Here is a 21802-nt window from a genome sequence, read left to right as displayed (position 1 = left end):
GGCGATCGTCGCGCGAGAAGCCCGGAACGCGCGACGAGTGGCGGGCGACCTCCCGGCCCGGTGCCGGGAGCATGGCGTCATGGATCCCGAATTGGAAGCCTTCATCGCCCTGTTCCCGCCGGCCACCCTCGACGACCCGGCCACCGAGCGCGAGAACTTCACCAAGCTGGCGACCTCGGTGCCGCAGCCGGACACCTCGGCCATGGACGTCGAAGACCGGATCGTGCCCGGCGACCCGGACGTGGCGATCCGCGTCTATCGTCCCCGCGACGCCCAGGGCGCCATCGTCTGGCTGCACGGCGGCGGCTACGTGATGGGCGATCTGGACACGGAACACCCGTGGGCCGCCCGTCTCGCCGAGGGTTCCGGCGCGGTGGTGATCTCGGTGAAGTACCGCCTGGCGCCCGAAAATCCGTTCCCGGCCGCGCTCGACGACGTCTACGCCGTGCTGAACTGGACCGCCGGACACGCGGCCGAACTCGGCGTCACCCCGGACCGGATCGCGATCGGCGGGCACAGCGCCGGCGGCGGGCTGGCGGCGACCGCGGCGCTGCGAGCGCGCGACGAACAAGGCCCGGCGATCCGGTTCCAGCTGCTCAACCAGCCGAGCCTCGACGACCGGCAGGAGACGTGGTCGGCCCGGAACTTCACCGACACCCCTTGGGTGAACCGCGACAAGATCGCCGCGATGTGGCGGCACTACCTGGAAGGACGGCCTGCTCCTTCCCCCTACGCCGCCGCCGCGCGGGCCGCCGATCTGTCCGGGCTACCGCCCGCCTACGTGGCCTCCGCGGAGTTCTGCCCCAACCGCGACGAGAACATCGACTACGCGGTCCGCCTCATGCAGGCGGGTGTCTCGGTCGAACTGCACCAGTGGCCAGGTACCTTCCACGGTTCGCAGGCGATCCTGTCCGCCGAGGTCTCGCACCGGCAGATCGCCGAACTGGGCGGGGCCCTGCGCCGCGCGCTGGCCGAATGACGACCGCGGCTCCGACTCTGGCGCGGCTGCTGCGCCCCTACACAGGGAGTTTCGCGGCCGTCGTCGTACTTCAGGTCATCGGCGCCGTCTCGGGGTTGGCGCCGCTGCTGGCGGTCGTCGAACTGGGCCGGGCGCTGCTGGCGCCCGGCCCGGTCGACGACGGCCGGGTCTGGACCGCGGTCGCCGTGGGCGCGGCCGGGTTGTTCGTCCGGCTGGCGCTCACGGCCGCGTCGGCCGGGATCGGGCATCTGCTCGACGGCCGGGTCCAGCTGGCGTTCCGGCGGCTGCTGGCCGAACGCCTGGGGCGTGTACCGATCGGCTGGTTCTCGCGGCGCCGGACCGGTGAGCTGGCCAAGGTGGTGGGCGAGGACGTCAGCGCCGTGCACCCGTTCATCGCGCACACCCCCGGCGAGCTCGTCTCCGCCTTCGTCGTCCCGCTGGTGTCGCTGGTGTACCTGCTCACCATCGACTGGCGGCTCACCCTGATCACGCTGATCCCGGTCCTGCTCGCGATCCTCCAGGTCCCGCTGATGATGACGCCGTCGCGCCTTCGCGAACAGGAGGAGTTCGACCGGGGTATGGCGGGGATTTCGAGCGCGGTCGTCGAATTCGTCCAGGGCATCGCCGTGGTCAAGGCGTTCGGCGGCACCGGCCGCGCCCACCGCCGGTTCCTCACCGCCGCGGACGCCTTCGTCGGCACCTTCACCCGCTGGGTACGGGGGATGGCCGGGCCCGCGGCCGGGATGCAGCTGGCGTTGTCCCCGCCGTTCGTGCTGGTGGTGGTGCTGATCGGCGGCACGATCCTGATCACCGGCGGCGAGCTGGCCCCGGCCGATCTCCTGCCGTTCCTGGTCCTCGGCCTCGGTCTGACCGCTCCGGTGGCGGCGCTCGGGCACGGGTTCGACGAGCTGCAGGCCGCCCGTCGCGCGGTCGGCCGGATCCGGGACGTCCTCGCGGTGCCGCCACTCCCGGAACCCGCGAATCCCGTCGCGCCCCAAGGGCACCGCGTCGAACTGCGGGACGTGCGCTTCGGCTACGAAGACGATCACGAAGTCCTGCGAGGAATCGACCTGGTCCTGGAGCCTGGGACGGTCACCGCGATCGTCGGGCCTTCGGGCAGCGGAAAGTCCACTCTGGTCCACTTGCTGCCGCGGTTCTTCGACCCGGCGAGCGGTTCGGTCCTGCTGGGTGGCGTCGATCTGCGCGAAGTCGGCAGCCGGGAGCTCTACCGGACGGTCTCCTTCGTATTCCAGGACGTCCGGCTGCTGCGTGCGTCGGTCGCGGACAACATCGCGCTCGCCGTCCCGCGCGCGAGCCATGACGACGTGGTCCGCGCGGCCAAGCAGGCGAACATCCACGAACGGATCCTCGAACTGCCACGCGGCTACGAGACGGTGCTCGAGGACGAAACCGGGCTGTCGGGTGGCGAGGCACAGCGGATCTCGCTGGCCCGCGCGCTGCTCGCCGACGCTCCGGTCCTGGTGCTCGACGAGGCCACCGCCTTCGCCGACCCGCAGACCGAATCGGCCGTGCGCCGGGCGCTGGCGGCGTCACAAGGCGATCGCACCACCCTGGTCATCGCCCACCGCCTGGAGACGATCGTCGACGCCGACGTCGTCGTGATGCTGGAGAACGGGACGATCGCCGAACGTGGCAAGCCCGCGGATCTGCTGGCACGGAACGGAAAGTTCGCCGAGTTCTGGCATGCCCATACCGAAGACCCTGGGGAGTCCCGATGATCCGGATGTTGCTGCGTGTGCTGGGGCCGGAATACGCCCGGCCGGTGCGCCGCACCGTGGCCCTGATGACGACGACCGCGATCGCCGAGGGCCTGTCCTACGCTCTGCTTGTCCCTTTGCTACAGGCGCTCTTCGGGAGCACTCCCGGTGCCGCCCGGCCGTGGCTGATCGCGTTCGGCGCGGCGGTCGCGGTGTTCGCGATCCTGCGCTACCGCAGCGATCTCTCCGGTTTCCGGGTCGGAACGACGTTGCTGCGCGGGATGTACCACCGGCTCGGCGATCATCTGGCACGGCTGCCGATCGGCTGGTTCGGCTCCGGCCGGGTCGGCGAGGTGTCGGTGCTGGCCGGACCCGGTGTCCTGCGGGCGATGAGCGTGATCGCGCATCTGCTCGCACCGTTCATCTCCGCCTGCGCCACTCCCCTGACGATCGTGCTCGTGATGCTCGCGTTCAACTGGCGACTGGGGCTGGCCGCGCTGATCGCCGTCCCGCTCGTCGCGGTGATCCAGGTCCGCGCGGGCCGCTCGATGGCGGCCGCCGACCGGGAAGGCGCCGAACGCGATCACGAAGCCACCGGACGCGTCATCGAGTACCTGCAGGCCCAGCCGGTGCTCCGGGCCGGCGGCCGCACCGCCGAACGGTTCGGCCTGCTCGACGACTCACTGCGCGATCTGCGGCGCGCCTCCCGCCGCTCCACGCTTTCGGCGTTGCCCGGCGTCGTGGGACTGACGTTCACGGTGCAGGCGATGTTCACCGTTCTGCTGGTACTGGGCGCTTTCCTCGCGCTCGGCGGGAAGGTCGGGGCGGCCGAGGTGCTGACGATCCTCGTCCTGGCCGCCCGCTGCGCGGATCCGCTGCTGTCGCTGTCGGACATCGGCGGCAAACTCCGCGGCGCGCGTTCGGTACTGGCGAGGCTCGACACCGTCCTGCGGACCGAACCGCTTCCGGAGCCTCTCGACCCGGTCCGGCCCGAACACCACGACCTGGAGTTCGCATCCGTCACCTTCCGGCACGGCGACCGCACGGTGCTCGACGACGTCTCCCTTACCGTGGAAGAAGGTCGACGACTCGCCGTCGTCGGCCCGTCGGGCGCGGGCAAGAGCACGATCCTCCAGATGCTCGCCCGGTTCCACGACGTGGACTCCGGTGCGGTGCGCGTCGGCGGGGTGGACGTCCGCGCGATCAGCACCGAGGACCTGATGGCGCGGATCGCCATCGTCTTCCAGGACGTCTACCTCTTCGACGGCACGATCGAGGAGAACATCCGGCTCGGCCGTCCGGACGCCGACGACGCCGAAGTGCGTGCGGCGGCGACGGCGGCACGGCTGGACGAGGTCATCGAGCGGCTGCCCGGCGGATGGTCGGCGAACGTCGGCGAGGGCGGCACTTCGCTGTCCGGCGGGGAACGTCAGCGGGTCTCGATCGCGCGGGCGCTGCTGAAGAACGCGCCCATCGTGCTGCTCGACGAGGTGACCTCGGCACTGGATCCGGTCAACGAAACCGCTGTCCACGAAGGAATCGAGCGGCTGATGGCGGGCCGGACCGTCGTGATGGTGGCGCACCGGCTGCGGACCGTCCAGCGTGCCGACAAGGTGGTCTTCCTCGACGGTGGCCGGATCGTGGAAGAAGGCCGCCACGACGAATTGCTCCATCGTGGCGGCCGGTACGCCGAATTCTGGGACCTGTCCTTGGCGAAACCCCCAGCGTGAAAACCTAAGCGGTTCGGCGGGTGCCGGCGGTGAACAGCAAGGAAGCGGCCGTCAGCACCACGCCGAACCACACGACACTGGTGATGCCGGCGTTGTCGGCGAAGAGGCCGGCGAACAACGCTCCGAGAGCGATGGAGGTGTTGTACGCCAGCGTGTTCAGCGACATGGCGGCCTCGAAGGTCTCCGGTGCGGCGTTCTGCGTCATCGTGAGCTGACTCAGTTGCACGACGCCGTAGGAAACACCCCAGAGCGCCAGCGCGATCATCGCGCCCGCCTGACCGTGGCCGATCGCGAGCAGCAGCAACAACGACGCCACGAGGGAGGTGGCGCCCACGAGGAAACTCGTCCGCACGTTCTTGGTCACGAAGTACCCGGCGACGAAGTTCCCGGCCGCTCCCCCGATGCCGAAGACGATCAGGCATACCGTGATGAAGCCGGACGACGCGGAAGAATTCCCTTCCAGGAAAGGACGGATGAAGGTGTAGACCCCGAAGTGACCGAGCACGAACAAGACCACGGTGACCAGCACCGACCGCAGGCGCACGTTCTCGCGCGGCAGACCGAAGACCTCCCGGACCGAGACCGCGTTCTGTGACGGCAGCGACGGGACCAGGGCGACGACGGCGAGGAAGACGAGGACGCTGAGGCCGCTCCAGATCAGGAACGTGGTCTGCCAGCTCGTCAGGCTTTCGAGGACGGTGCCCAGCGGCATACCCAGCACGGTGGCGATCGAGATCCCGGACATCACCACCGCGGCCGCCCGGTTCGCGTGCCGTTCCGGGACGAGGCGCATCGCCATCCCGACGCCGATCGCCCAGAAGGCGCCGTTGGCGAACCCCATGACGAGCCGGGTCGCCAGCACCAGCGGATAACTGGGCGCGAGCGCGGTGATCAGGTTGCCCACGGCCAGGATCCCGAGCATCGTCGAAAGCAGGACGCGCCGGTTGATCCGCCGGGTCCACGCGACGATGAACGGGACGCCCAGCCCGGCCGAGACGCCGTACAGGGTGACCATCAGCCCGGCGACGCCGACGGAGATGCCCAGACTGGAACTCACCGGCGTGAGCAGGCCGACCGGCATCAGTTCGGTGGTGAGGAAGACGAACAGGCTGGCGGTGATCGCCGCCACGCCCGCCCAGCCCCTCAAGGTCGAAGGCGCTTTTTCGGTTCGAGTGACCATTTCTTCTCTCTCGATCCGCGGGCATGACGAGGAAACCCCTGCGGCGCCGGGAGATCCGGCGGCGGGGCGTGTCGGTCCGCGAAGTCTGCCGGTTCACGGGACAGCCCCGTGAACCTCTTAGCGCTAAGGTATCGGACGTCTTAGCGCTAAGTCAAATGATGAGCGGAGGAGCGGCGGCGACCTGGGCGGCGCACTCGCGCCCACTGTCACCCCGGGTGAACGGGCCCGCCCGTCCCTTCACCTACCTGCCCCTCGAGTGTTGCGAAAGCCACTTTCGCAACCTTCAACGTTGCGAAAGTGGCTTTCGCAACACCCCGCCATCCACGCCACCTTTGACTTACCCCTCAATGACGCGACTTACCACTCACGACCCCGGTACCTCACTCTTCGGCGACGTCTCCCAACGAACTCAACAGATTCCGCAGCAGGGCGGCGAGTTCGTCGCGTTCTCCCACGCTGATCGCGCTCAGCAGGCGGTGCTCGGTCTCGACGTGGTCGGGCAGCGCCCGGTCGATGAGCTCGAGACCCTTTTCGGTGAGGTCGACGAGCACCCGGCGGCCGTTCGTCTCGTCCGGCGCGCGGACCACCAGGCCGCGTTCCTCAAGCCTGTCCAGGCGCTGGGTGACGGCGCCGGAGGTGATCATCGCGGAGTGCATCAGGTCGGCCGGGGTGAGCGTGCCGGCCCGGCGCAGGGTGGCGAGCACGTCGAAGGAGGACCGGTCGAGGTCGTGCCGGGCGAACGTCTTGCGCAGTTCGCCGTCCAAAACCCGGGCGAGCCTGCTCAGCCGCCCGATCACCCCCATCGGGGAGACGTCCAGGTCGGGGCGGGCTTCCGCCCACTGGCTCAGAATGTGATCAACGTGGTCCGGCACTCCCGGAGATTACCCCGGTCTCAGAGCGCGGACGTTCGTTGACACCCTGTAGTCCCACTGCTCTACTCGGACGCATGGACGGCATCCGCTTGACCCGTCGCCGCCACGTGGACCTGGTCCGCGTCGCGGGTTGCTTCTGTACTGCCTGAAACAGCCTTCGCCTTCCCGGGTATCCCGGGCGCTTCGCCCTGCCCGAAATACCCGTTCACCCTCGTACAGAACGGAATTCAGCATGACCACGACCGAGAACCCGGTACGGTCCGCCACGGAATGGCTGGCCACCGCGAAGGACGTCGCCGCCGAACTCGCGGTGGACGCGGCGGAACGCGACCGGAAGAACGAAACGCCGTACACGGAAGTCCAGCGGTTGAAGGATTCCGGCCTGGTGACCCTGCTCGGCCCGGTCGAGCACGGTGGTGGCGGGCAGAGCTGGGAGACCGCCTATCAGGTGATCCGCGAGGTCGCCCGCGGTGACGGCTCGATCGGGCAGTTGCTCGGCTACCACTATCTCTGGGCCTGGGCCGCACGACTGGTCGCGACCGACGATCAGGTCGCCGCCGTCGAAGAGCTGTACACGAAGAACAACTTCTTCTTCGGTGGCGCGGTCAATCCCCGCGACTCCGATCTGAAGATCACCGAGGACGGCGACGAGATCGTCTACAACGGACACAAGTCGTTCTCCACCGGCAGCAAGGTCTCCGACCTGACCGTGCTCGAAGGGATCCTCGAAGGCACCGAGGACCACATCTTCGCGATCGTTCCGTCCGAACAGGACGGTATCGTCTTCCACGACGACTGGGACAACATCGGCCAACGGCTCACCGAATCGGGCAGCGTGACCATCACCGACGTCCGCGTCCCGTGGGCGAGTGCCGCCGGCTACGTCGACAAGAAGTTCCACCCGCTGACCTACAACACGCTCAACGTCCCGGCGATCCAGCTGGTGTTCACCAACTTCTACCTCGGTATCGCCCAGGGCGCGCTGGAAACCGCGCTGGAGTACACGCGCGAGCACACCCGCGCCTGGCCGTACGGCGGCGACAACAAGGCGTCGGCGGGCGAGGAGTGGTACATCCTCGACAGCTACGGCGATCTGCAGGCGAAACTGTGGGCCGCCGAAGCACTGGCGGACAAGGCGGGCGCCGCGATCTCGGCCGTACTGCACGCGCCGCGAGAAGAACTCACGCCTGAGGCACGCGGCGACGTCGCGGTCCTCATCGCCGCCGCCAAGCAGCGCGCGATCGACACCGGACTCGAAATCGGCACGAAGGTCTTCGAGCTGACCGGCGCCCGCGCTAGCGCGACGAAGTACGGCCTGGACCGCTTCTGGCGCAATCTGCGGACGCACTCGCTCCACGACCCCGTCGCGTACAAGCGCCGCGAGGTCGGCGCCTACGCGCTCCTGAACGAACTCCCGGAACCCACCTGGTACACCTGATCCCCGGCCGGTCGTGAGTGGTAAGTGACGTTCTGACGACACCTACCACTCACGACCCACGGCACCGAGCGGATACCTTCGGCTTACCGCTTTCCCGCTACTGAGCGAGGATCACTCTTCGAAACCCTCGTCGCCGCCGTCGAAGACGTCTTCCATGACCTCGCCGAGGATCATGCCGCCGACCACTCCGGCCGCGGCACCGGCGACGACGCCGCCCATCCCAGGACCACGCCTGCCGTGCCCACCATGGTGACCGTGGTGGTCGTAATCGTGGTGATCACCGTGTCCACCGTGGCCGCCGAACATCGCGTGCCCGCCGCCGGATTCCGCGACCTTGGCCAGCCAGCCGTCGATGGCCGCGGCCCAGTCGGTGCGCAGGGCCTCCTCGTGCGAGACGTGGAAGCGGCCGAAGGAGTCGCCGCCGGAGCGGAACATGCCGCCGCGTTTGTCGGCCTCCAGCACCACCACCAGATCGTCCGGGCTCGCGACGAAGGTCAGCTCCACCTGGCTGACGCGGCCGGCGTAACGCGACGGCGGGAAGAACTCGATCTCCTGATAGAAGCCGAGTTCCTGCCGGACACCGTGCAGGCGCCCGGCTTCGACGTCGGCGCTGCGGAACTGGAAGCCCAGCTCGCCGAACGCCTCCAGCACCCGGTCCTGCGACTCCAGCGGCCCGACCAGCACCGGGTCGAGGTCGCCCTTGTCCGGCGCGCCGGCGATGACGAGTTCGGTCCGCACACCGACCACCACGCCCGGCAGCTCACGCCCGCCGACGGCACTGATCGGCGTCTCCCACGGCAGCGCGATCTGGAACGGGACCGTGGTCGGCTGCCCCGCGGTGACCTTCACCTTGCGCCCGGCGCTGACCCGCAGGAACTCCGCGGTCCCGGCGCGCTCGTGGTCGCCGTGCTCGACCTCGACCCGGGTCACCAGCGAGAGCAGGATCTCCTCGATCTGGGCGTCGCTCGAACCGCCCTGGATGCGGACCTGGCCGGTGATCACCTCGCCGGGTGTGGCGTGCGGCGAGTCGAGCACGGTGTCGACGGACGGGCCGCCGACCCCGAAGGCGCTGAGCATCCGTTTGAACATCAGGGATTTCCTCCGCTGGGTACTGGAACAAGGGGTGCCGCGAGAGCGAACACTTCGACTACTACCGAGATCCGCCGCGGCACGCCAGGCAAACCGGGTTAAAAACCCCTAAACGGGCGCGGCGCCCCTACTTTCTCAGATCGGCCTGACGGACGTCGTGCAGGTTCCCTTTGCCGCGTCTACTGCGGCGAAGACGCGACTCGCGTGCTCAGGCACGTGACTCGCGTGCCTGGATGCCGCACTCGGTTGTGCGGTCTCTGTGCACGCGAGATCCGTCTCCAAGCACACGAAATCGCGTGTAGCGCCACCCCTAAACGGGCGCGGCGCCCCTACTTTCTCAGATCGGCCTGACGGACGTCGTGCAGGTGGACGAGAACGTCGAAGGACCGCGCGAGCGAGATGTCCTGCGGCTCGACCGGGAACTGCGTCCCGATGCTGCGGGTGGGCCGGGCGGTGCCGAGCCAGGCCTTCGCGGCCGGCGGCGCGGTGCGCATGTCGAGGTAGAAGTCCTGGTAGCGGACCTTGTCGAGGGTGTCCTCGTTCGAACCCCGCGCCGCGGCGGGAACGGAGAACCGCTTCCAGTCGCCGACGAGCGCCGCGTCCTTGGACAGGAACGAACCCCTGTCGAAGGTGAAGCCGATCGTCACGTAACCCGCGCCCAGCGTTTCGCGCAGGAACGCGCCCTGCGCCTTCGGGTACATCACCGGATCGCCCGAGAGATAGGCGACGTGGCTGTTGTGCGCCGAGAGCAGGATCTTGTGCCCGGTCCGGCGCTGCCACCAGGCGACGTTCTGCGCCATCGCCCCGTCGCGGAGGATCTGCGCCTCCCCCAGCGACTTCGGATCCTTGGGGTCCACCGTGGCGAACTTCGTCGTCTGCGCGACCGACAACGCGTTCTGCTCGGCGAAGTCGAAGGCGTCCGAGCCCGCGCCCTTCAGACTCCTGATCAGCTGCAACGCCTGCTCCGCCTTGGCCGCGAGCCGAAGACGTTCCTCACGCGGCTTGCCCAGGTAGGCGAAGATGTCGTCGATCGGGCGCAGTCCGGTGTACAGCTCGTTGAGCCGCGGCAACGCCTTCGGGTGATGTTGGCGCACGTAGTCGGTGATCCGCGCGAAGAACTTCTCGTTCAAGCTCGGCGCGCCGAGGTCGTCCCCGACGAAGTGCACGGTGCGGCCCGGGTGAGCGCGGTTGTAGTCGCGCATCCAGCGGATCAGGCTCACGAACTCCTCGCGGTCCCACGGAGAACCGGCCAGCGTCCGCTTGGCGAGTTCGCGGACGTCACCCTTGCCGGTCTGGACGAACTCGTCGATCTCCAGTCCGGCGGACCAGCTCAGTTCCAGTGCGAAGGCGCGGAAGCCCTTCTCCTCGACGAGGTAGCGGAAGACCCGCTCCTTCAGCGTGAAGAACTCGTGGGAGCCGTGCGTGGCCTCCCCGAGACCGACCACCTTCGTGTCGCCGATCATCGCGCCCAGCGCCCGCAGATCCGCGGTGTTCCGGCCGGGTTCGGTCGACCGCAGCGGATGCGCCGCCCGGTCCAGCGACCGCACCGGATCACGCCCGGCCGTGCTCGCGCTCGCCACGGGCGCGACGACCGCTCCCGTCACGACCACAGCGGCCATCGCGGCCGTCAGCAGTCCCCGTCTTCCCCAGTGTTTCCTCTTGTCCGCCATGCCGTTCGCCCCTTCACTCGATGTCGAAGGCGATCATCGCCCGCGCATCGGCGGTGGCGCGCTGTAGCAGGGCTCCGACTTGGCATGGGGGAAAACCCCACCGAACGAGGGGCGGGTGGACCCCGCCGCCGGAGTGTGGGTTCCGGCGAACGGGATCCACCCGCGTTTATCTCCCTCCGCAGCGGCTGCTCGTCACTCCGCGCGCCACAACGCGGGCGTGGACGGCGGCTCCCAGCCGGGCTGGGCGGTGTGCCCCTGCAAGCACACGTAACCGCGACCGCTGTAGGTGACCCGGGCGCCCGCGGAATAGCCGGTTCCCGCCGCCCAGGTCGTCCCGCCGGGCGGGTTGGAGGTCGAAGTGGTGGGCGGGTTCGACGTGGTCGGGGTGGTACTGGTCGGCCGCGTGGTCGACGTCTGCGGCACGTTGAGCACGAAGTCGAACGCGGCCTGCCTGCCGGGAGGCACGTCCCGCACGGTCATCAGCAGCCGCGGGTCGAAGATCGTGTCGGTGTTGTTGCGCGGCTCGTTGGGGAAGTAGAGCTGCGTGGTCAGCACCGGCCTGCCGGGGGCCTGGACCTTGACGTGGATGTGCCGCGTACGGCCGGGATACAGGCCGGGCACGATCGTGCTCAGCGTGAACGCGCCCTGGTCGTTGGTGAACTGGTGACCGCGGAAGGTGTACCCCACGTTGTCATAGGCGCCGTTGACGTCCGCCTGCCAGAAGTCCAGCAGTGCCCGCGCGATCGGCAGGCAGCCGAGACCGAAGACGTAGCCCGAGACGGTGAGCCTCGTGCCCTGCGTGTTCGGCGTGACCAGCGACGTGCGCTGCGGGGAATTCGGCTTGAAGTAAGGACCTTCGGTCTGCGCCGGGGTCGGGTCGTCCCCGTCGTCACAGGCCGGGGTCAGCTCGGGCGTCCGGCCGCTCGCGACGGTGGTGCGCGCGAGGGCGGGGCCGCCGATCAGGGCGACGGGGGCCGCGACACCCGCGGCGAGGGCCACCTTCAGCACAGTCTTGCGGCTGAGCTTCTTTTCTTCGTCCATACCTGCTCCTCGTGGGGGCTTCGGGAATCACCCTCGACGGTATGGAGAAGATCAGCTGCGGACGATGGACTGACTCGGTCAGTCGTGGTGAATCTCCGGGGCGGCGTCGCCGGTCCGCCGGTAATCTCCGGGGCTCAACCCCGTTTCCCGCCGGAAGAACCGGCAGAAATACGCGGGATCCGCGAATCCGACCCGGCTGGCGACCTGCCGCACGGTGAGGTCCGTGCCGAGCAGAAACCGTTTCGCCTCCCGCGTCCGCGCCTCGCGCATCAACTGCGCCGCCGTGCGCCCGGTCGCCGTTTTCACCGCGTCCGTCAGATATCCCGGGGTGACGCCGATGCGTTCCGCGAGCGCCCCCACCGACCAAAGACCGAGGTCGGGCCTGCCGAGCAGCCGGGCGAATTCCGTTCCCACCGCTTGTGCCCGCGCCGGCGGACGCGGATCCGCCAGGCCGGGAAGCCGTCCGGCGCGGACGATGAGAACGTGCATCAGGGCGCGCAGCACCGAATCGGTACCCTGCCCGCCACAGCGGAACTCCTCGTCCAATTCGGCGATCAGCCGCGTCGTCTCTTCGGCCGCGCGTTCGTCGAGCCGCCACGGCTGCTGACTCAATCGCCGCAGCGTTTCGCGGTCCGCCGGATGTTCGAGCAGGAAGTCGTCGGTGAAAAGGACGACGAATCCGCTGAGATCACGGGCATCCCAATGATGTACCTGCCCCGGTGCTATGACCGCGAGTTGAGGCGGCCCCAATTCCCAGCGCGTGAAGTCGACGACATGGTCACCGGAACCGCCGGTGATGTGGACGATTTCGTAGAAAGTGTGCCGATGCGGGAAAGCGGCCCGCGACATCGGCCCGATCGTGTCGAACGTACCGACCGTGAACGGCAGGGCGTCCGGTGCGCGGACCTCCAGCCGGTGCAATGGCAATTCCCCCGCCTTCGGCTGCAGGCAAGGCGTCCTCGGCAACACCGTTGTTCCACGCATGGACCGGTCCCTTTCACCACACTGGGGATAAAAAGTCTAGACCAATACGTGGTGCCGTCGCTGCCGACGGAAGTTGCTTGACCGAGGTATTTCCGGCGTTTCTAGACGGCCGCGCTCCGGCGTTCGAGGAAAACGGTGTCATGCCAGACGCCTTCGCGTTGGCCGACACGTTCGCGGACGCCGACCGTCCGGTAGCCGGCACTGTGATGCAGGGCGATCCCGGCCCGGTTCTCCGTGAACACCGATGCCTGCAAGGTCCAGAGACCGGCGGCGTCGGCTTCGGTGACCTGCTTGTACATCAAGGCTTTGCCGACGCCGCGGCCCCGGTGCCCTTCGGCGACCTGGACGGACGTTTCAGCGACACCCTCGTCGCCTTCCCGATCCGAGACCGGGGTCGCGGCCGCCCAGCCGACGACCTCGCCGTCGAGTTCGGCCACCCAGCGGTGTTCCGGCAGCCAATTCCGGTCGAGGGCTCGCTTCGCGGGCACCTCGGTTTCGAAGGTCGCGGACCCGGTGGCGATCGCCTCGCCGTAGATCCGGCGCACCGCGACCCAGTCGTCCTCGACGGCGGCGCGGACGGTGACGTCGGCGGGCAGGTCGCCGGGACAGCAGGGGCGCGGGGCGAGCAGGCCCATCACCGCGTCGGCCGCGTGCGGAAGCCCGCTGCAGCACGCTTGGTTGATCGTCACGACCGTGGCCGTGCCCTCCTTGCGCAAGTGCAGGAAGCCGACCTCGGCCAGTTTGCGCACGTGATGGGAGCAGGTGGACTGGCTCGTCCCGAGGATCTCGGTGAGCGCGCCCACGGTGAGCCCTCGCGACGCCGTCGCGACCGCGTGCAGCAGTTTGACGCGCATCGGCTCGGCCAGGCAGGCGAACCATTCGGCGTAGGTCGCGGCTTCACGATCGGGCAGGAGCCCGGCGGCGGACACGGGGGCGACGCTGGTCATGTCCCCCAGTATCGACCAGGATCGATGGTTGCGTCAATCGATCGCCGTCGATACAGTCCGGACGACTACTCGATCGAAGTTCATCGATGAAAGGTGTCCGGAAATGACCGAGCTGCCCGTAGTGGTGATCGGCGCCGGGCCGGTGGGCCTGGCCGCGGCCGCGCATCTGGCCGAACGCGGACTCGACCCCCTGGTCCTCGAACGCGGTCCGCGAGCGGGGGCCGCGGTCGCGAGGTGGCGTCACGTGCGGCTGTTCTCCCCGTGGTCCGAACTCGTCGACCCGGCGGCCGGGCGGCTGCTCGAAACCCTGGGCTGGAGCCGCCCGGACGGCGGGTCGTACCCGACCGGCGAGGAATGGGCCGGGTCGTACCTCCGGCCACTGGCCGAAGCGTTGAACGAACGCGTACGTCTCGACGCCGAGGTGATCGGGGTGGCCCGCCGCGGCCGGGATCGCGTCGTCGACAGCGGCCGCGACGGCGAGCCGTTCACCGTGCACGTCCGCACCCCCGGCGGCGCCGAGGAACGGATCGCGGCGCGGGCGGTGATCGACGCCTCCGGTACCTGGACTACGCCGAATCCTCTCGGCGGCGAGGGACTTCCGGCCATCGGAGAGCAGGCCGCGGCGGACCGGATCACCTACCGCGTACCGGATCTCGGCGACGACGCGGTCCGCGCGCGCTACACGGGCGGGCACGTCGTGGTCGCGGGCAGCGGGCACTCCGCGCTCACCGCCCTGGTCGCCTTGTCCACGCTGCCCGGTACCCGGATCAGCTGGGTCCTGCGTCGCGGTTCGGTCGGCAACGCGTTCGGCGGCGGCGACGCCGACGAGCTGCCGGCGCGCGGCGCACTCGGCTCCCGCGCGAAGGAAGCCGTGGAGTCCGGCCGGATCACCGTCGTCCGGGGCTTCCGGACCGAGTCCGTCGAACCCGGCCTGACCCTGGTCTCCTCGGCCGGGCACCGGATCGAGGAGGTCGACGAGGTCGTCGCGCTGACCGGGTTCCGGCCCGACCTGAGCTGGCTTTCGGAGATCCGGCTCGGCTTGGACGCGACCTTGCAGGCGCCGACGGCGCTGGCCCCGCTGATCGACCCGAACGTGCATTCGTGCGGCACGGTCTACCCGCACGGCGCCAAGGAACTCGCACATCCGGAGCAGGACTTCTACCTGGCCGGGATGAAGAGTTACGGCCGGGCGCCGACGTTCCTGGCCGCGACCGGCTACGAGCAGGTGCGCAGTATCGCCGCCCGGCTGGCGGGGGACCACGAGGCGGCCGAGCGGGTCGAGCTGCACCTGGCCGAAACCGGCGTATGCGGCGGATCGGGCCTGTTCGACGAACCGGATCAGCCGTCGGCGGGCGGTTGCTGCGCGACACCGGAACCCGAAGTCCTGACCCTTTCCGCACCGTCCCAGCGGCCGCGCAGCCAGAGGCTGACGTAGACCAGGCCGACCAGGACCGGGACTTCGATCAGCGGACCGACGACACCGGCGAGCGCCTGCCCGGAAGCGACCCCGAACACGCCGATCGCCACGGCGATCGCGAGTTCGAAGTTGTTGCCCGCGGCGGTGAACGCCAGTGTCGTGGTCCGCGAGTACGAGAGCCCCGCCGCCTTGCCGAGCAGATAGCCGCCGCCCCACATCAGCGCGAAGTACACGAGCAGCGGCAGGGCGATCCGGGCGACGTCGAACGGGCGGGCCGTGATGGTCTCCCCCTGCAACGCGAACAGCACGACGATCGTGAAGAGCAGGCCGTACAAGGCGATCGGGCCGATCTTCGGGAGGAACCGGCGTTCGTACCAGTCGCGTCCCTTGCGGCGCTCGCCGATCCGCCGCGAGAGGTAGCCGGCGGCGAGCGGGACACCGAGGAAGACGACGACGCTGAACGCGATTTCCCACGGCGAGAAGTCGAGGGTGGCCGTGTCGAGGCCGAGCAGGCCGGGCAGCAGGTCGAGGTAGAACCAGCCGAGCACCCCGAACATCACCACCTGGAAGACCGAGTTCAGCGCGACGAGCACCGCCGCGGCCTCGCGGTCCCCGCAGGCCAGGTCGTTCCAGATGATCACCATCGCGATGCAGCGGGCTAGGCCGACGATGATCAGCCCCGTCCGGTATTCCGGCAGGTCCGGGAGCATGAGCCAGGCGAGCGCGAACATCAGCGCCGGCCCCACGACCCAGTTGAGGACCAGGGAAAGCACCATCGTGCGCCGGTCACGGGTCACCGTGCCGAGCCGGTCGTAGCGGACCTTGGCCAGCACCGGGTACATCATCAGCAGCAGCCCGAGCGCGATCGGCAGGGACACCTGACCGATCTTCACCGCGTCCAAGACCCCCTGGAACCCGGGCAGGACACTGCCCAGCACCAGTCCCGCCGCCATCGCGGCGATGATCCAGACGGGCAGGAATCGGTCCAGAAAGGACAGTCCACGCAGAACGTCAGTGTCTTCGGGGGCCTCAGGCATCGAGGAGCTCGCCCACGAGCGCGCGGACACGGCGGTCGATCTCGTCCCGGATCGGCCGGACGGTCTCCAGGTCCCGTCCGGCCGGGTCGTCCAGCTGCCAGTCGAGATACCGCTTGCCGGGGAACACCGGGCAGGCGTCGCCGCAGCCCATCGTGATCACCACGTCGGAGTCCTCGACGTCCTCCGTGGACAGCTTGCTCGGCACCTCGCCGGTGATGTCCAGTCCCCATTCGGCCAGTGCCCGCGCGGCCACCGGGTTCACCGTCCCCGCGGGTGCCGAACCGGCCGAACGCACGGCGATCCGGCCCAGTGCGTAATGCCGCAGCAAAGCCGCCGCCATCTGCGACCGGCCCGCGTTGTGCACACAGACGAACAACACCTCGGGTGTGCGAGTCACACTGCCTCCTGCATCGAATTTTGCCGATCCAAGTGAACCGGCTTGGATCGATATTTGTCAATCCAAGCCGGTATAGTCTCGTCCAGGAACGGAGGACGACATGACGAAGCCGGTCCCGGTGACCCTGCTGATGGCCGAACCCGCCGCCGTCGTCGACCCCGCCGACGCCGAAACGGCCGCGAAGCTGTTCAAGGCGCTCGCCGATCCGGTTCGGATCCGGCTGCTGTCCCTCGTGCGCCAGTCACCGGAGGGCGAAGCCTGCTTCTGCGACCTGGCCGAGGAGTTCGACATGCCGCAGCCGTCGCTGAGCCACCACCTGCGCGTCCTGGTCTCCGCCGGCATCCTCGCGCGGGAACGCCGGGGCACCTGGAGCTGGTACAGCGTCGTTCCCGAACCGTTGGCCGGCCTGGAGACCCTGCTGCGCCCGGGCGGGCCGCTGGCCGACCGGCGAGCACAGTGGTCCTGACCGGTACAGTCGATCACCTCACCGCTCGTTGAAGGGTCACTCACGCGATGTTCCCGGCCTTGTCGCGGTCGCGCGGGCCGGCCTGGTGGTCGCTCGGCGTACTCGCCGCGCTGGCGACGGCGTGCGTCGTGGCCATGCTGACGGCAGGCACCTCCCACAGCGACCTCGAGATCTACCGCTTCGGCGTCGACGCGCTCTGGAACGGCGACGACCTCTACGGGGCCTTGCCGCTTTCGGACGCCGGCATCCCGCTGCTGTTCATCTATCCGCCGTTCGCCGCGCTGCTGCTCACTCCGCTGGCCCTGGTGCCGTGGACCTACTCGGTCATCGTGCTGTTCCTGCTCAGCCTGGCCGCACTCGGCATCACCTTCTACGGCATCACGCGCGCGCTGTGGCCCTCCGGTGACCGGCGGAAGGCGCTGCTCGTCGCCTCGCTGGCGATCACGCCGGCGCTCTTCCTGGAACCGGTCCGCCAGACGCTCGGCTTCGGCCAGATCAACCTGCTGCTGATGGGGATGGTCGCGGCCGATTGCCTGCTGGCGCGCGGCCGCTACCGGGGAATCGGTGTCGGCCTCGCCGCGGCGGTCAAGCTGACCCCGATGGCGTTCCTGCTCTTCTTCTTGGTGCGCAAGGACTTCCGCGGCGCACTGACCGCGCTGGGCACCTTCGCCGCCGCGTCCGCCGTCGCGTTCCTGGTCGCCCCGGAGGCGTCGGCGCGCTACTGGTTCGGCGGGCTGGCCGGGGCGTCGGGCATCAGCGGGACCACGTTCCACACCAACCAGACCCTGCAGGCCGTCCTCGCACGCTTCGGAATCGAGCAGGCCGCCGCGAAGCCGTTGTGGATCGTCCTCACCCTCGCACTCCTGGCGCTGGTCACGGTGACGATGTACCGCTCGGCGCTGGTGCCGGCACTCCTGCTGAACGCCGCCTTCGCCCTCCTCATCTCGCCGACGTCTTGGTCGCACCACTGGGTGTGGGTCGCCCCGGCGCTGTTCACCACCGCGGCCTGCGCCGTTCTGCGCCGCCGGGATCACCGCAAGGCACTGGCCTGGATCGCCGTCACCGGCGTCGGCGCCACGGTCTTCGTGGCCGCGCCCTTCCGCTACTTCCCCGCGTTCGACCGGCCGGGCCAGACCTGGACGACCGCCCAGCAGTGGCTGGGTAATTGCTACGTACTCGCGGGGCTGCTCTTCATCGTCGTTTCGGGCGTGATCGCGCTGCGGAACCGCGTCACTTCAACGAACTAGCACACCGTCTTCCCAGCGAAACCTTGACATCACATCTGCCTAGACTCCTATAGTACTAGTTAACTAGATAAATGGAGTCACGATGATCGAGTTCCACCTGGAGGACCACTCCGGCCTGTCGCCGTACCTGCAGATCGTCCGTCAGGTGCGACAGGCCTCGCGCCTCGGCCTGCTCCGCGAGGGCGACCAGCTGCCGACGGTCAAAGAGGTGGTGGCCCGGCTGGCGATCAACCCCAACACCGTGCTCAAGGCCTATCGCGAGCTGGAGCACGAAGGCCTCGTCGCCGCCAGGCCGGGAGTCGGCACCTTCGTGACCGCCACCCTCACCGACGGCTCGCTCGCCGCGCACGGCCCGCTACGGATGGAACTCCAGCGTTGGCTGGGCAAGGCCCGGAAGGCCGGACTCGACGAGGAGAGCATCGAGGCGCTGTTCATGACGACCTTTCGGACCGCCGCTGGAGAGGAAATAGCATGACCGCCGTCCTGCAGACCGAGGGTCTCGGCAAGAGATACGGCAAGATCTGGGCGCTTTCCGACTGCACGCTGGACATCCCGGCCGGACACGTGGTGGGGCTGGTCGGCCCCAACGGAGCGGGTAAGACCACGCTGCTGAACATGGCCGCGGGTCAGCTGCCGCCGACCACCGGCCGGGTCACCGTACTGGGCGGGAGTCCCGGGGCCGGCCCGGCGCAGCTCGCCAAGGTCGGCTTCGTCGCGCAGGACACCCCGACCTACGCCGGTCTCTCGGTCGCGAACCATCTGGAGCTCGGCGCGCGGCTCAACCCCGGCTGGGACGGCGCACTCGCCAAGGAGCGGATCGAGAGGCTCGGCCTCGACCCCGCGCGGAAGGCCGGGAAGCTCTCCGGTGGTCAGCGCGCCCAGCTCGCCCTCACCCTCGGCGTCGCGAAACGACCCGAACTGCTGATCCTCGACGAACCCGTCGCCGCGCTCGATCCCTTGGCGCGCCGGGAATTCCTGCAGGGTCTGCTGGAAGCCACCGTCGAGCAGGAACTGAACGTGGTGCTGTCGTCCCACCTCGTCTCAGATCTGGAACGTGCCTGCGACTACCTGATCGTGCTCATCGACTCGCACGTCCAGGTGTCCGGTGAGGTGGAGGACCTGCTCGCCACCCACCACCGCCTCACCGGCCCGCGCCGCGACGCCGCCCGGCTCCCGTCGAGCCAGCACGTCGTGTCGGAAAGCCATACGGACGTCCAAAGCACGTTCGTCGTCCGCACCGGCGAGCCCATCCACGACCCCGTCTGGACGGTGAGCAGGCTGAGTCTCGAAGACCTTGTCCTGGCCTATCTGACGAAGTCCGCCGCCCCGCGCCGGCAGACCCTGGAGGTGCGGAGATGATCTGGCTGACCTGGCGCCAATTCCGGGCTCCGGCCTTCGCGGTCTTCGGTGTGCTCGCCGCGTTCGCGGCCCTCCTGGCCGTCACCGGCCCCGGGATCGCCGACGACTACGCCTCCGGAATCGCTTCCTGCGCGGGCGATTCCGGCGCTTGCCGGGATTTCGTCGATCGCTTCTTCAACGACCATCAAGGCACCTTCCTCGCCGTCACCGCGATCGTCCTCCTCCTGCCAGCGCTCATCGGACTCTTCTGGGGCGCGCCGCTGTTCACCCGCGAACTCGAAACCGGCACGCACCGGCTGATCTGGAACCAGAGCGTCACCAGGACACGCTGGCTGGCCGTCAAACTCGGGATCACCGGACTGGCCGCGATGCTCGCCGGCGGACTGGGCAGCCTGGCGGTCACCTGGTGGGCGAGCACCTTCGACCAGGCCGCGATCGAGGACTTCCCCCGGCTCTCGGCGATGGTCTTCGACGCACGCGGTGTCGTCCCCATCGCGTATTCGGCCTTCGCCTTCGCGCTCGGTGTGACCATCGGGATGCTGGTGCGCCGTAGCCTGCCCGCGATGGCCATCACACTCGCCGCCTTCGCCGCGATCCAGATCGCGATGCCCGTCGTGGTCCGGCCCTATCTGCTTCCGGCGACCGTGGCGACCGTCGAAATCACACCGTCCACCGTGGACGGGATCAGCCGGAACCCCCATACCGGCGAGATGCGGTTCGAACCCCAGGCACCGGATCCGGGCGGCTGGCTGCTGTCCGGCCGGACCGTCGACGCCTCCGGGAACACGGTCGAAAGCGTCACCACATCGACGTCGTCCGGCCCCTGCGCCCCGTCTTCCGGCGCCGGGGCCCCGGGCAGTGCGACCGATCCGATGACGTTGTGCCTGAAGGAGATCAACCGCCTCGGCTACCGGCAGGAACTCGTCTACCACGCACCCACCCGGTTCTGGCCCTTCCAATGGATCGAAAGCGCGATCTATCTCGCCCTCGCCTTCGGTCTCGCCGGGTTCTGCTTCTGGTGGATCCGCCGTCGTCTCGCCTGAAAGGACAGCGATGCTCGAACTGACCGGCACCACGACCCTCGTCACCGGGGCCAGCGGCGGGATCGGCGGGGGAATCGCCCGGCGGTTCGCCGAGGCGGGCAGCGCCGTCGCCGTGCACTACCACCGCGACGAGGGATCGGCGCTCGCGCTCGTCGAACGCGTCGAGAAGGCCGGCGGCAAGGCCAAGGCGTTCGCCGCCGACCTGTCCGACGACGACGAGTGCCGCCGGCTCGTGGCCGCCGCCACGGCGTGGACCGGACGGCTGGACACCCTGGTCAACAACGCCGGAGTACAACCGATCGAACCGCTGCCGGGGATGTCGGCCGCGAGCTGGCGCGCGGTGATCGACACGAACCTCACCAGCGCGTTCTCGTGCACCCAGGCCGCGGCCGAGGTGATGACCGGCGGCGGCAGCGTCGTCCACATCGCCTCCATCGAGGCGGCCCATCCGGCGCCGGGGCACGCGCATTACAGCAGCGCCAAGGCCGCGCTGGTCATGCACGCCCGCGCCGCCGCGCTCGAGTACGGGCCACGGGGCATCCGCGTCAACTCCGTCTCCCCCGGCCTCATCGACCGGCCCGGACTCGGCGAAGCGTGGCCGGACGGCGTCCGCCGCTGGCACGACGCCGCGCCGCTGGGCAGGCTCGGCACCCCTGGCGACGTCGCGAACGCGTGCCTGTTCCTCGCCTCGCCACTCGCGGCGTGGATCACCGGCCAGGACCTGACCGTGGACGGAGGCATATCCGCCCGCCCCACCTGGTGATCACGGTTCGCCCTTTCAGCGGCGAACCATTCCTGAGCGGAGCGTCACGCACGGTTGTGGCCGGCTTCGCCACGTCGTCACCGACGGCGCCCTGGAACCGCCTGAACATCACCCACCCTCTGTGACCTCTACCACACGCTGCGAAGCACTGCGCTTCCTCTGCGAAACCACCCTCAACACCATCGGGTGGGAATTCCGGCGGGCTTCATCAAGTCTGATGACCCTCCTCGTGACTCAGCGTCGATAATGAGAACGGTAATCGTTTTCTGCATGCCCGGTGCGCTTCCCTGGCCGCCGCGCACATCCGACGACTCTCCGTGGTCAGACTGCTACAGTCCCGTCTCGTCCGGCACGGTTCGCATTTCGCCGATTTTCCGGACTATTCCCACGTTTATCTCGCCGATTCCCGGCGCAATCTTCAGAAA

The 21802-nt window shown here is 69.0% G+C and carries 21 protein-coding genes; 12 read left to right on the top strand and 9 right to left on the bottom strand.

Going from position 1 to position 21802, the window contains the following annotated elements:
• Window positions 1–79: 79 nt before the first annotated feature.
• From H5J31_RS22015 to H5J31_RS22005, 3 genes are read left to right on the top strand one after another with little or no spacing between them, the layout of a single operon-like run.
• On the top strand, window positions 80–979 hold the full coding sequence (locus H5J31_RS22015; protein WP_181774516.1) for an alpha/beta hydrolase: 900 nt from the start codon (window positions 80–82) through the stop codon (window positions 977–979).
• Window positions 976–2718, top strand: a complete 1743-nt coding sequence (locus H5J31_RS22010; RefSeq protein WP_181774515.1) for an ABC transporter ATP-binding protein — start codon at window positions 976–978, stop codon at window positions 2716–2718. Before H5J31_RS22015 ends, H5J31_RS22010 begins: the two co-directional genes overlap by 4 nt.
• Entirely contained in the window at window positions 2715–4427 is a 1713-nt protein-coding gene (locus H5J31_RS22005; RefSeq protein ID WP_181774514.1) for an ABC transporter ATP-binding protein, read from the top strand. The genes H5J31_RS22010 and H5J31_RS22005 overlap by 4 nt, the downstream gene beginning before the upstream one ends.
• Window positions 4428–4431: 4 nt before the next feature.
• Here H5J31_RS22005 and H5J31_RS22000 read toward each other — a convergent pair whose 3' ends face one another.
• Window positions 4432–5607: an MFS transporter gene (locus H5J31_RS22000; protein ID WP_181774513.1), complete on the bottom strand. Its 1176-nt coding sequence runs from the start codon at window positions 5605–5607 to the stop codon at window positions 4432–4434.
• Window positions 5608–5987: 380 nt separating this feature from the next.
• Window positions 5988–6479 carry a MarR family winged helix-turn-helix transcriptional regulator gene (locus H5J31_RS21995; protein ID WP_181774512.1) on the bottom strand — a complete coding sequence of 164 codons (492 nt, stop codon included), beginning with the start codon at window positions 6477–6479 and terminating at the stop codon, window positions 5988–5990.
• A 74-nt stretch (window positions 6480–6553) separates the two neighbouring features.
• Here H5J31_RS21995 and H5J31_RS40570 point away from each other — a divergent pair, with 74 nt between their 5' ends.
• Both H5J31_RS40570 and H5J31_RS21990 read left to right on the top strand, forming a co-directional pair.
• Window positions 6554–6628, top strand: a complete 75-nt coding sequence (locus tag H5J31_RS40570) for a putative leader peptide (RefSeq protein ID WP_364032489.1) — start codon at window positions 6554–6556, stop codon at window positions 6626–6628.
• Window positions 6629–6711: 83 nt separating this feature from the next.
• On the top strand, window positions 6712–7917 hold the full coding sequence (locus H5J31_RS21990) for an acyl-CoA dehydrogenase family protein (protein WP_181774511.1): 1206 nt from the start codon (window positions 6712–6714) through the stop codon (window positions 7915–7917).
• 111 nt (window positions 7918–8028) lie between these two features.
• On the opposite strand, the gene H5J31_RS21985 is transcribed toward H5J31_RS21990, so the two are convergent.
• The 5 genes from H5J31_RS21985 to H5J31_RS21965 all read right to left on the bottom strand — a co-directional run bounded on the left by H5J31_RS21985 (window position 8029) and on the right by H5J31_RS21965 (window position 13648).
• Window positions 8029–9006, bottom strand: a complete 978-nt coding sequence (locus H5J31_RS21985) for a sporulation protein (protein WP_181774510.1) — start codon at window positions 9004–9006, stop codon at window positions 8029–8031.
• A 329-nt stretch (window positions 9007–9335) separates the two neighbouring features.
• A complete protein-coding gene (locus H5J31_RS21980; protein ID WP_181774509.1) occupies window positions 9336–10676 on the bottom strand; it encodes an erythromycin esterase family protein in 1341 nt (446 codons plus the stop codon).
• Between the two features lie 192 nt (window positions 10677–10868).
• Window positions 10869–11717: a dioxygenase family protein gene (locus H5J31_RS21975; protein WP_181774508.1), complete on the bottom strand. Its 849-nt coding sequence runs from the start codon at window positions 11715–11717 to the stop codon at window positions 10869–10871.
• Between the two features lie 78 nt (window positions 11718–11795).
• Entirely contained in the window at window positions 11796–12701 is a 906-nt protein-coding gene (locus H5J31_RS21970) for a helix-turn-helix transcriptional regulator (RefSeq protein ID WP_181774507.1), read from the bottom strand.
• 101 nt (window positions 12702–12802) lie between these two features.
• Complete coding sequence (locus H5J31_RS21965; protein ID WP_181774506.1) at window positions 12803–13648, bottom strand: helix-turn-helix domain-containing GNAT family N-acetyltransferase; 846 nt, start codon at window positions 13646–13648, stop codon at window positions 12803–12805.
• Between the two features lie 103 nt (window positions 13649–13751).
• On the opposite strand from H5J31_RS21965, the gene H5J31_RS21960 reads away from it, so the two are divergent.
• A complete protein-coding gene (locus tag H5J31_RS21960) occupies window positions 13752–15083 on the top strand; it encodes an FAD-dependent oxidoreductase (protein ID WP_181774505.1) in 1332 nt (443 codons plus the stop codon).
• Here H5J31_RS21960 and arsB read toward each other — a convergent pair.
• Together arsB and H5J31_RS21950 are read right to left on the bottom strand one after the other, a co-directional pair.
• Window positions 14987–16102: an ACR3 family arsenite efflux transporter gene (arsB, locus tag H5J31_RS21955; RefSeq protein ID WP_181774504.1), complete on the bottom strand. Its 1116-nt coding sequence runs from the start codon at window positions 16100–16102 to the stop codon at window positions 14987–14989. The two genes, H5J31_RS21960 and arsB, sit on opposite strands and share 97 nt — an antisense overlap.
• A complete protein-coding gene (locus tag H5J31_RS21950) occupies window positions 16095–16499 on the bottom strand; it encodes an arsenate reductase ArsC (RefSeq protein WP_181774503.1) in 405 nt (134 codons plus the stop codon). Before H5J31_RS21950 ends, arsB begins: the two co-directional genes overlap by 8 nt.
• Window positions 16500–16599: 100 nt before the next feature.
• Between H5J31_RS21950 and H5J31_RS21945 the strand changes: the two genes are divergently transcribed.
• From H5J31_RS21945 to H5J31_RS21920, 6 genes are all read left to right on the top strand, one after another.
• Window positions 16600–16965 carry an ArsR/SmtB family transcription factor gene (locus tag H5J31_RS21945; protein WP_181774502.1) on the top strand — a complete coding sequence of 122 codons (366 nt, stop codon included), beginning with the start codon at window positions 16600–16602 and terminating at the stop codon, window positions 16963–16965.
• A gap of 47 nt (window positions 16966–17012) precedes the next feature.
• The gene (locus H5J31_RS21940; protein WP_181774501.1) at window positions 17013–18212 is read left to right on the top strand and encodes a glycosyltransferase 87 family protein; all 1200 of its coding nucleotides are present in this window, start codon (window positions 17013–17015) and stop codon (window positions 18210–18212) included.
• A gap of 82 nt (window positions 18213–18294) precedes the next feature.
• On the top strand, window positions 18295–18687 hold the full coding sequence (locus H5J31_RS21935; RefSeq protein ID WP_181774500.1) for a GntR family transcriptional regulator: 393 nt from the start codon (window positions 18295–18297) through the stop codon (window positions 18685–18687).
• Window positions 18684–19571, top strand: coding sequence for an ABC transporter ATP-binding protein (locus tag H5J31_RS21930; RefSeq protein ID WP_181774499.1), 888 nt, complete (start codon window positions 18684–18686; stop codon window positions 19569–19571). The genes H5J31_RS21935 and H5J31_RS21930 overlap by 4 nt, the downstream gene beginning before the upstream one ends.
• Entirely contained in the window at window positions 19568–20614 is a 1047-nt protein-coding gene (locus H5J31_RS21925) for an ABC-2 transporter permease (RefSeq protein ID WP_181774498.1), read from the top strand. Before H5J31_RS21930 ends, H5J31_RS21925 begins: the two co-directional genes overlap by 4 nt.
• A gap of 10 nt (window positions 20615–20624) precedes the next feature.
• Window positions 20625–21377, top strand: a complete 753-nt coding sequence (locus H5J31_RS21920) for an SDR family NAD(P)-dependent oxidoreductase (RefSeq protein ID WP_181774497.1) — start codon at window positions 20625–20627, stop codon at window positions 21375–21377.
• Window positions 21378–21802: the final 425 nt, after the last annotated feature.

Source organism: Amycolatopsis pittospori (assembly GCF_013870525.1).
GTDB classification, from domain to species: domain Bacteria; phylum Actinomycetota; class Actinomycetes; order Mycobacteriales; family Pseudonocardiaceae; genus Amycolatopsis; species Amycolatopsis pittospori.
The sequence above is the reverse complement of the archived record's forward strand: the minus strand, read 5'-3'. Positions and strand labels throughout refer to the sequence as shown.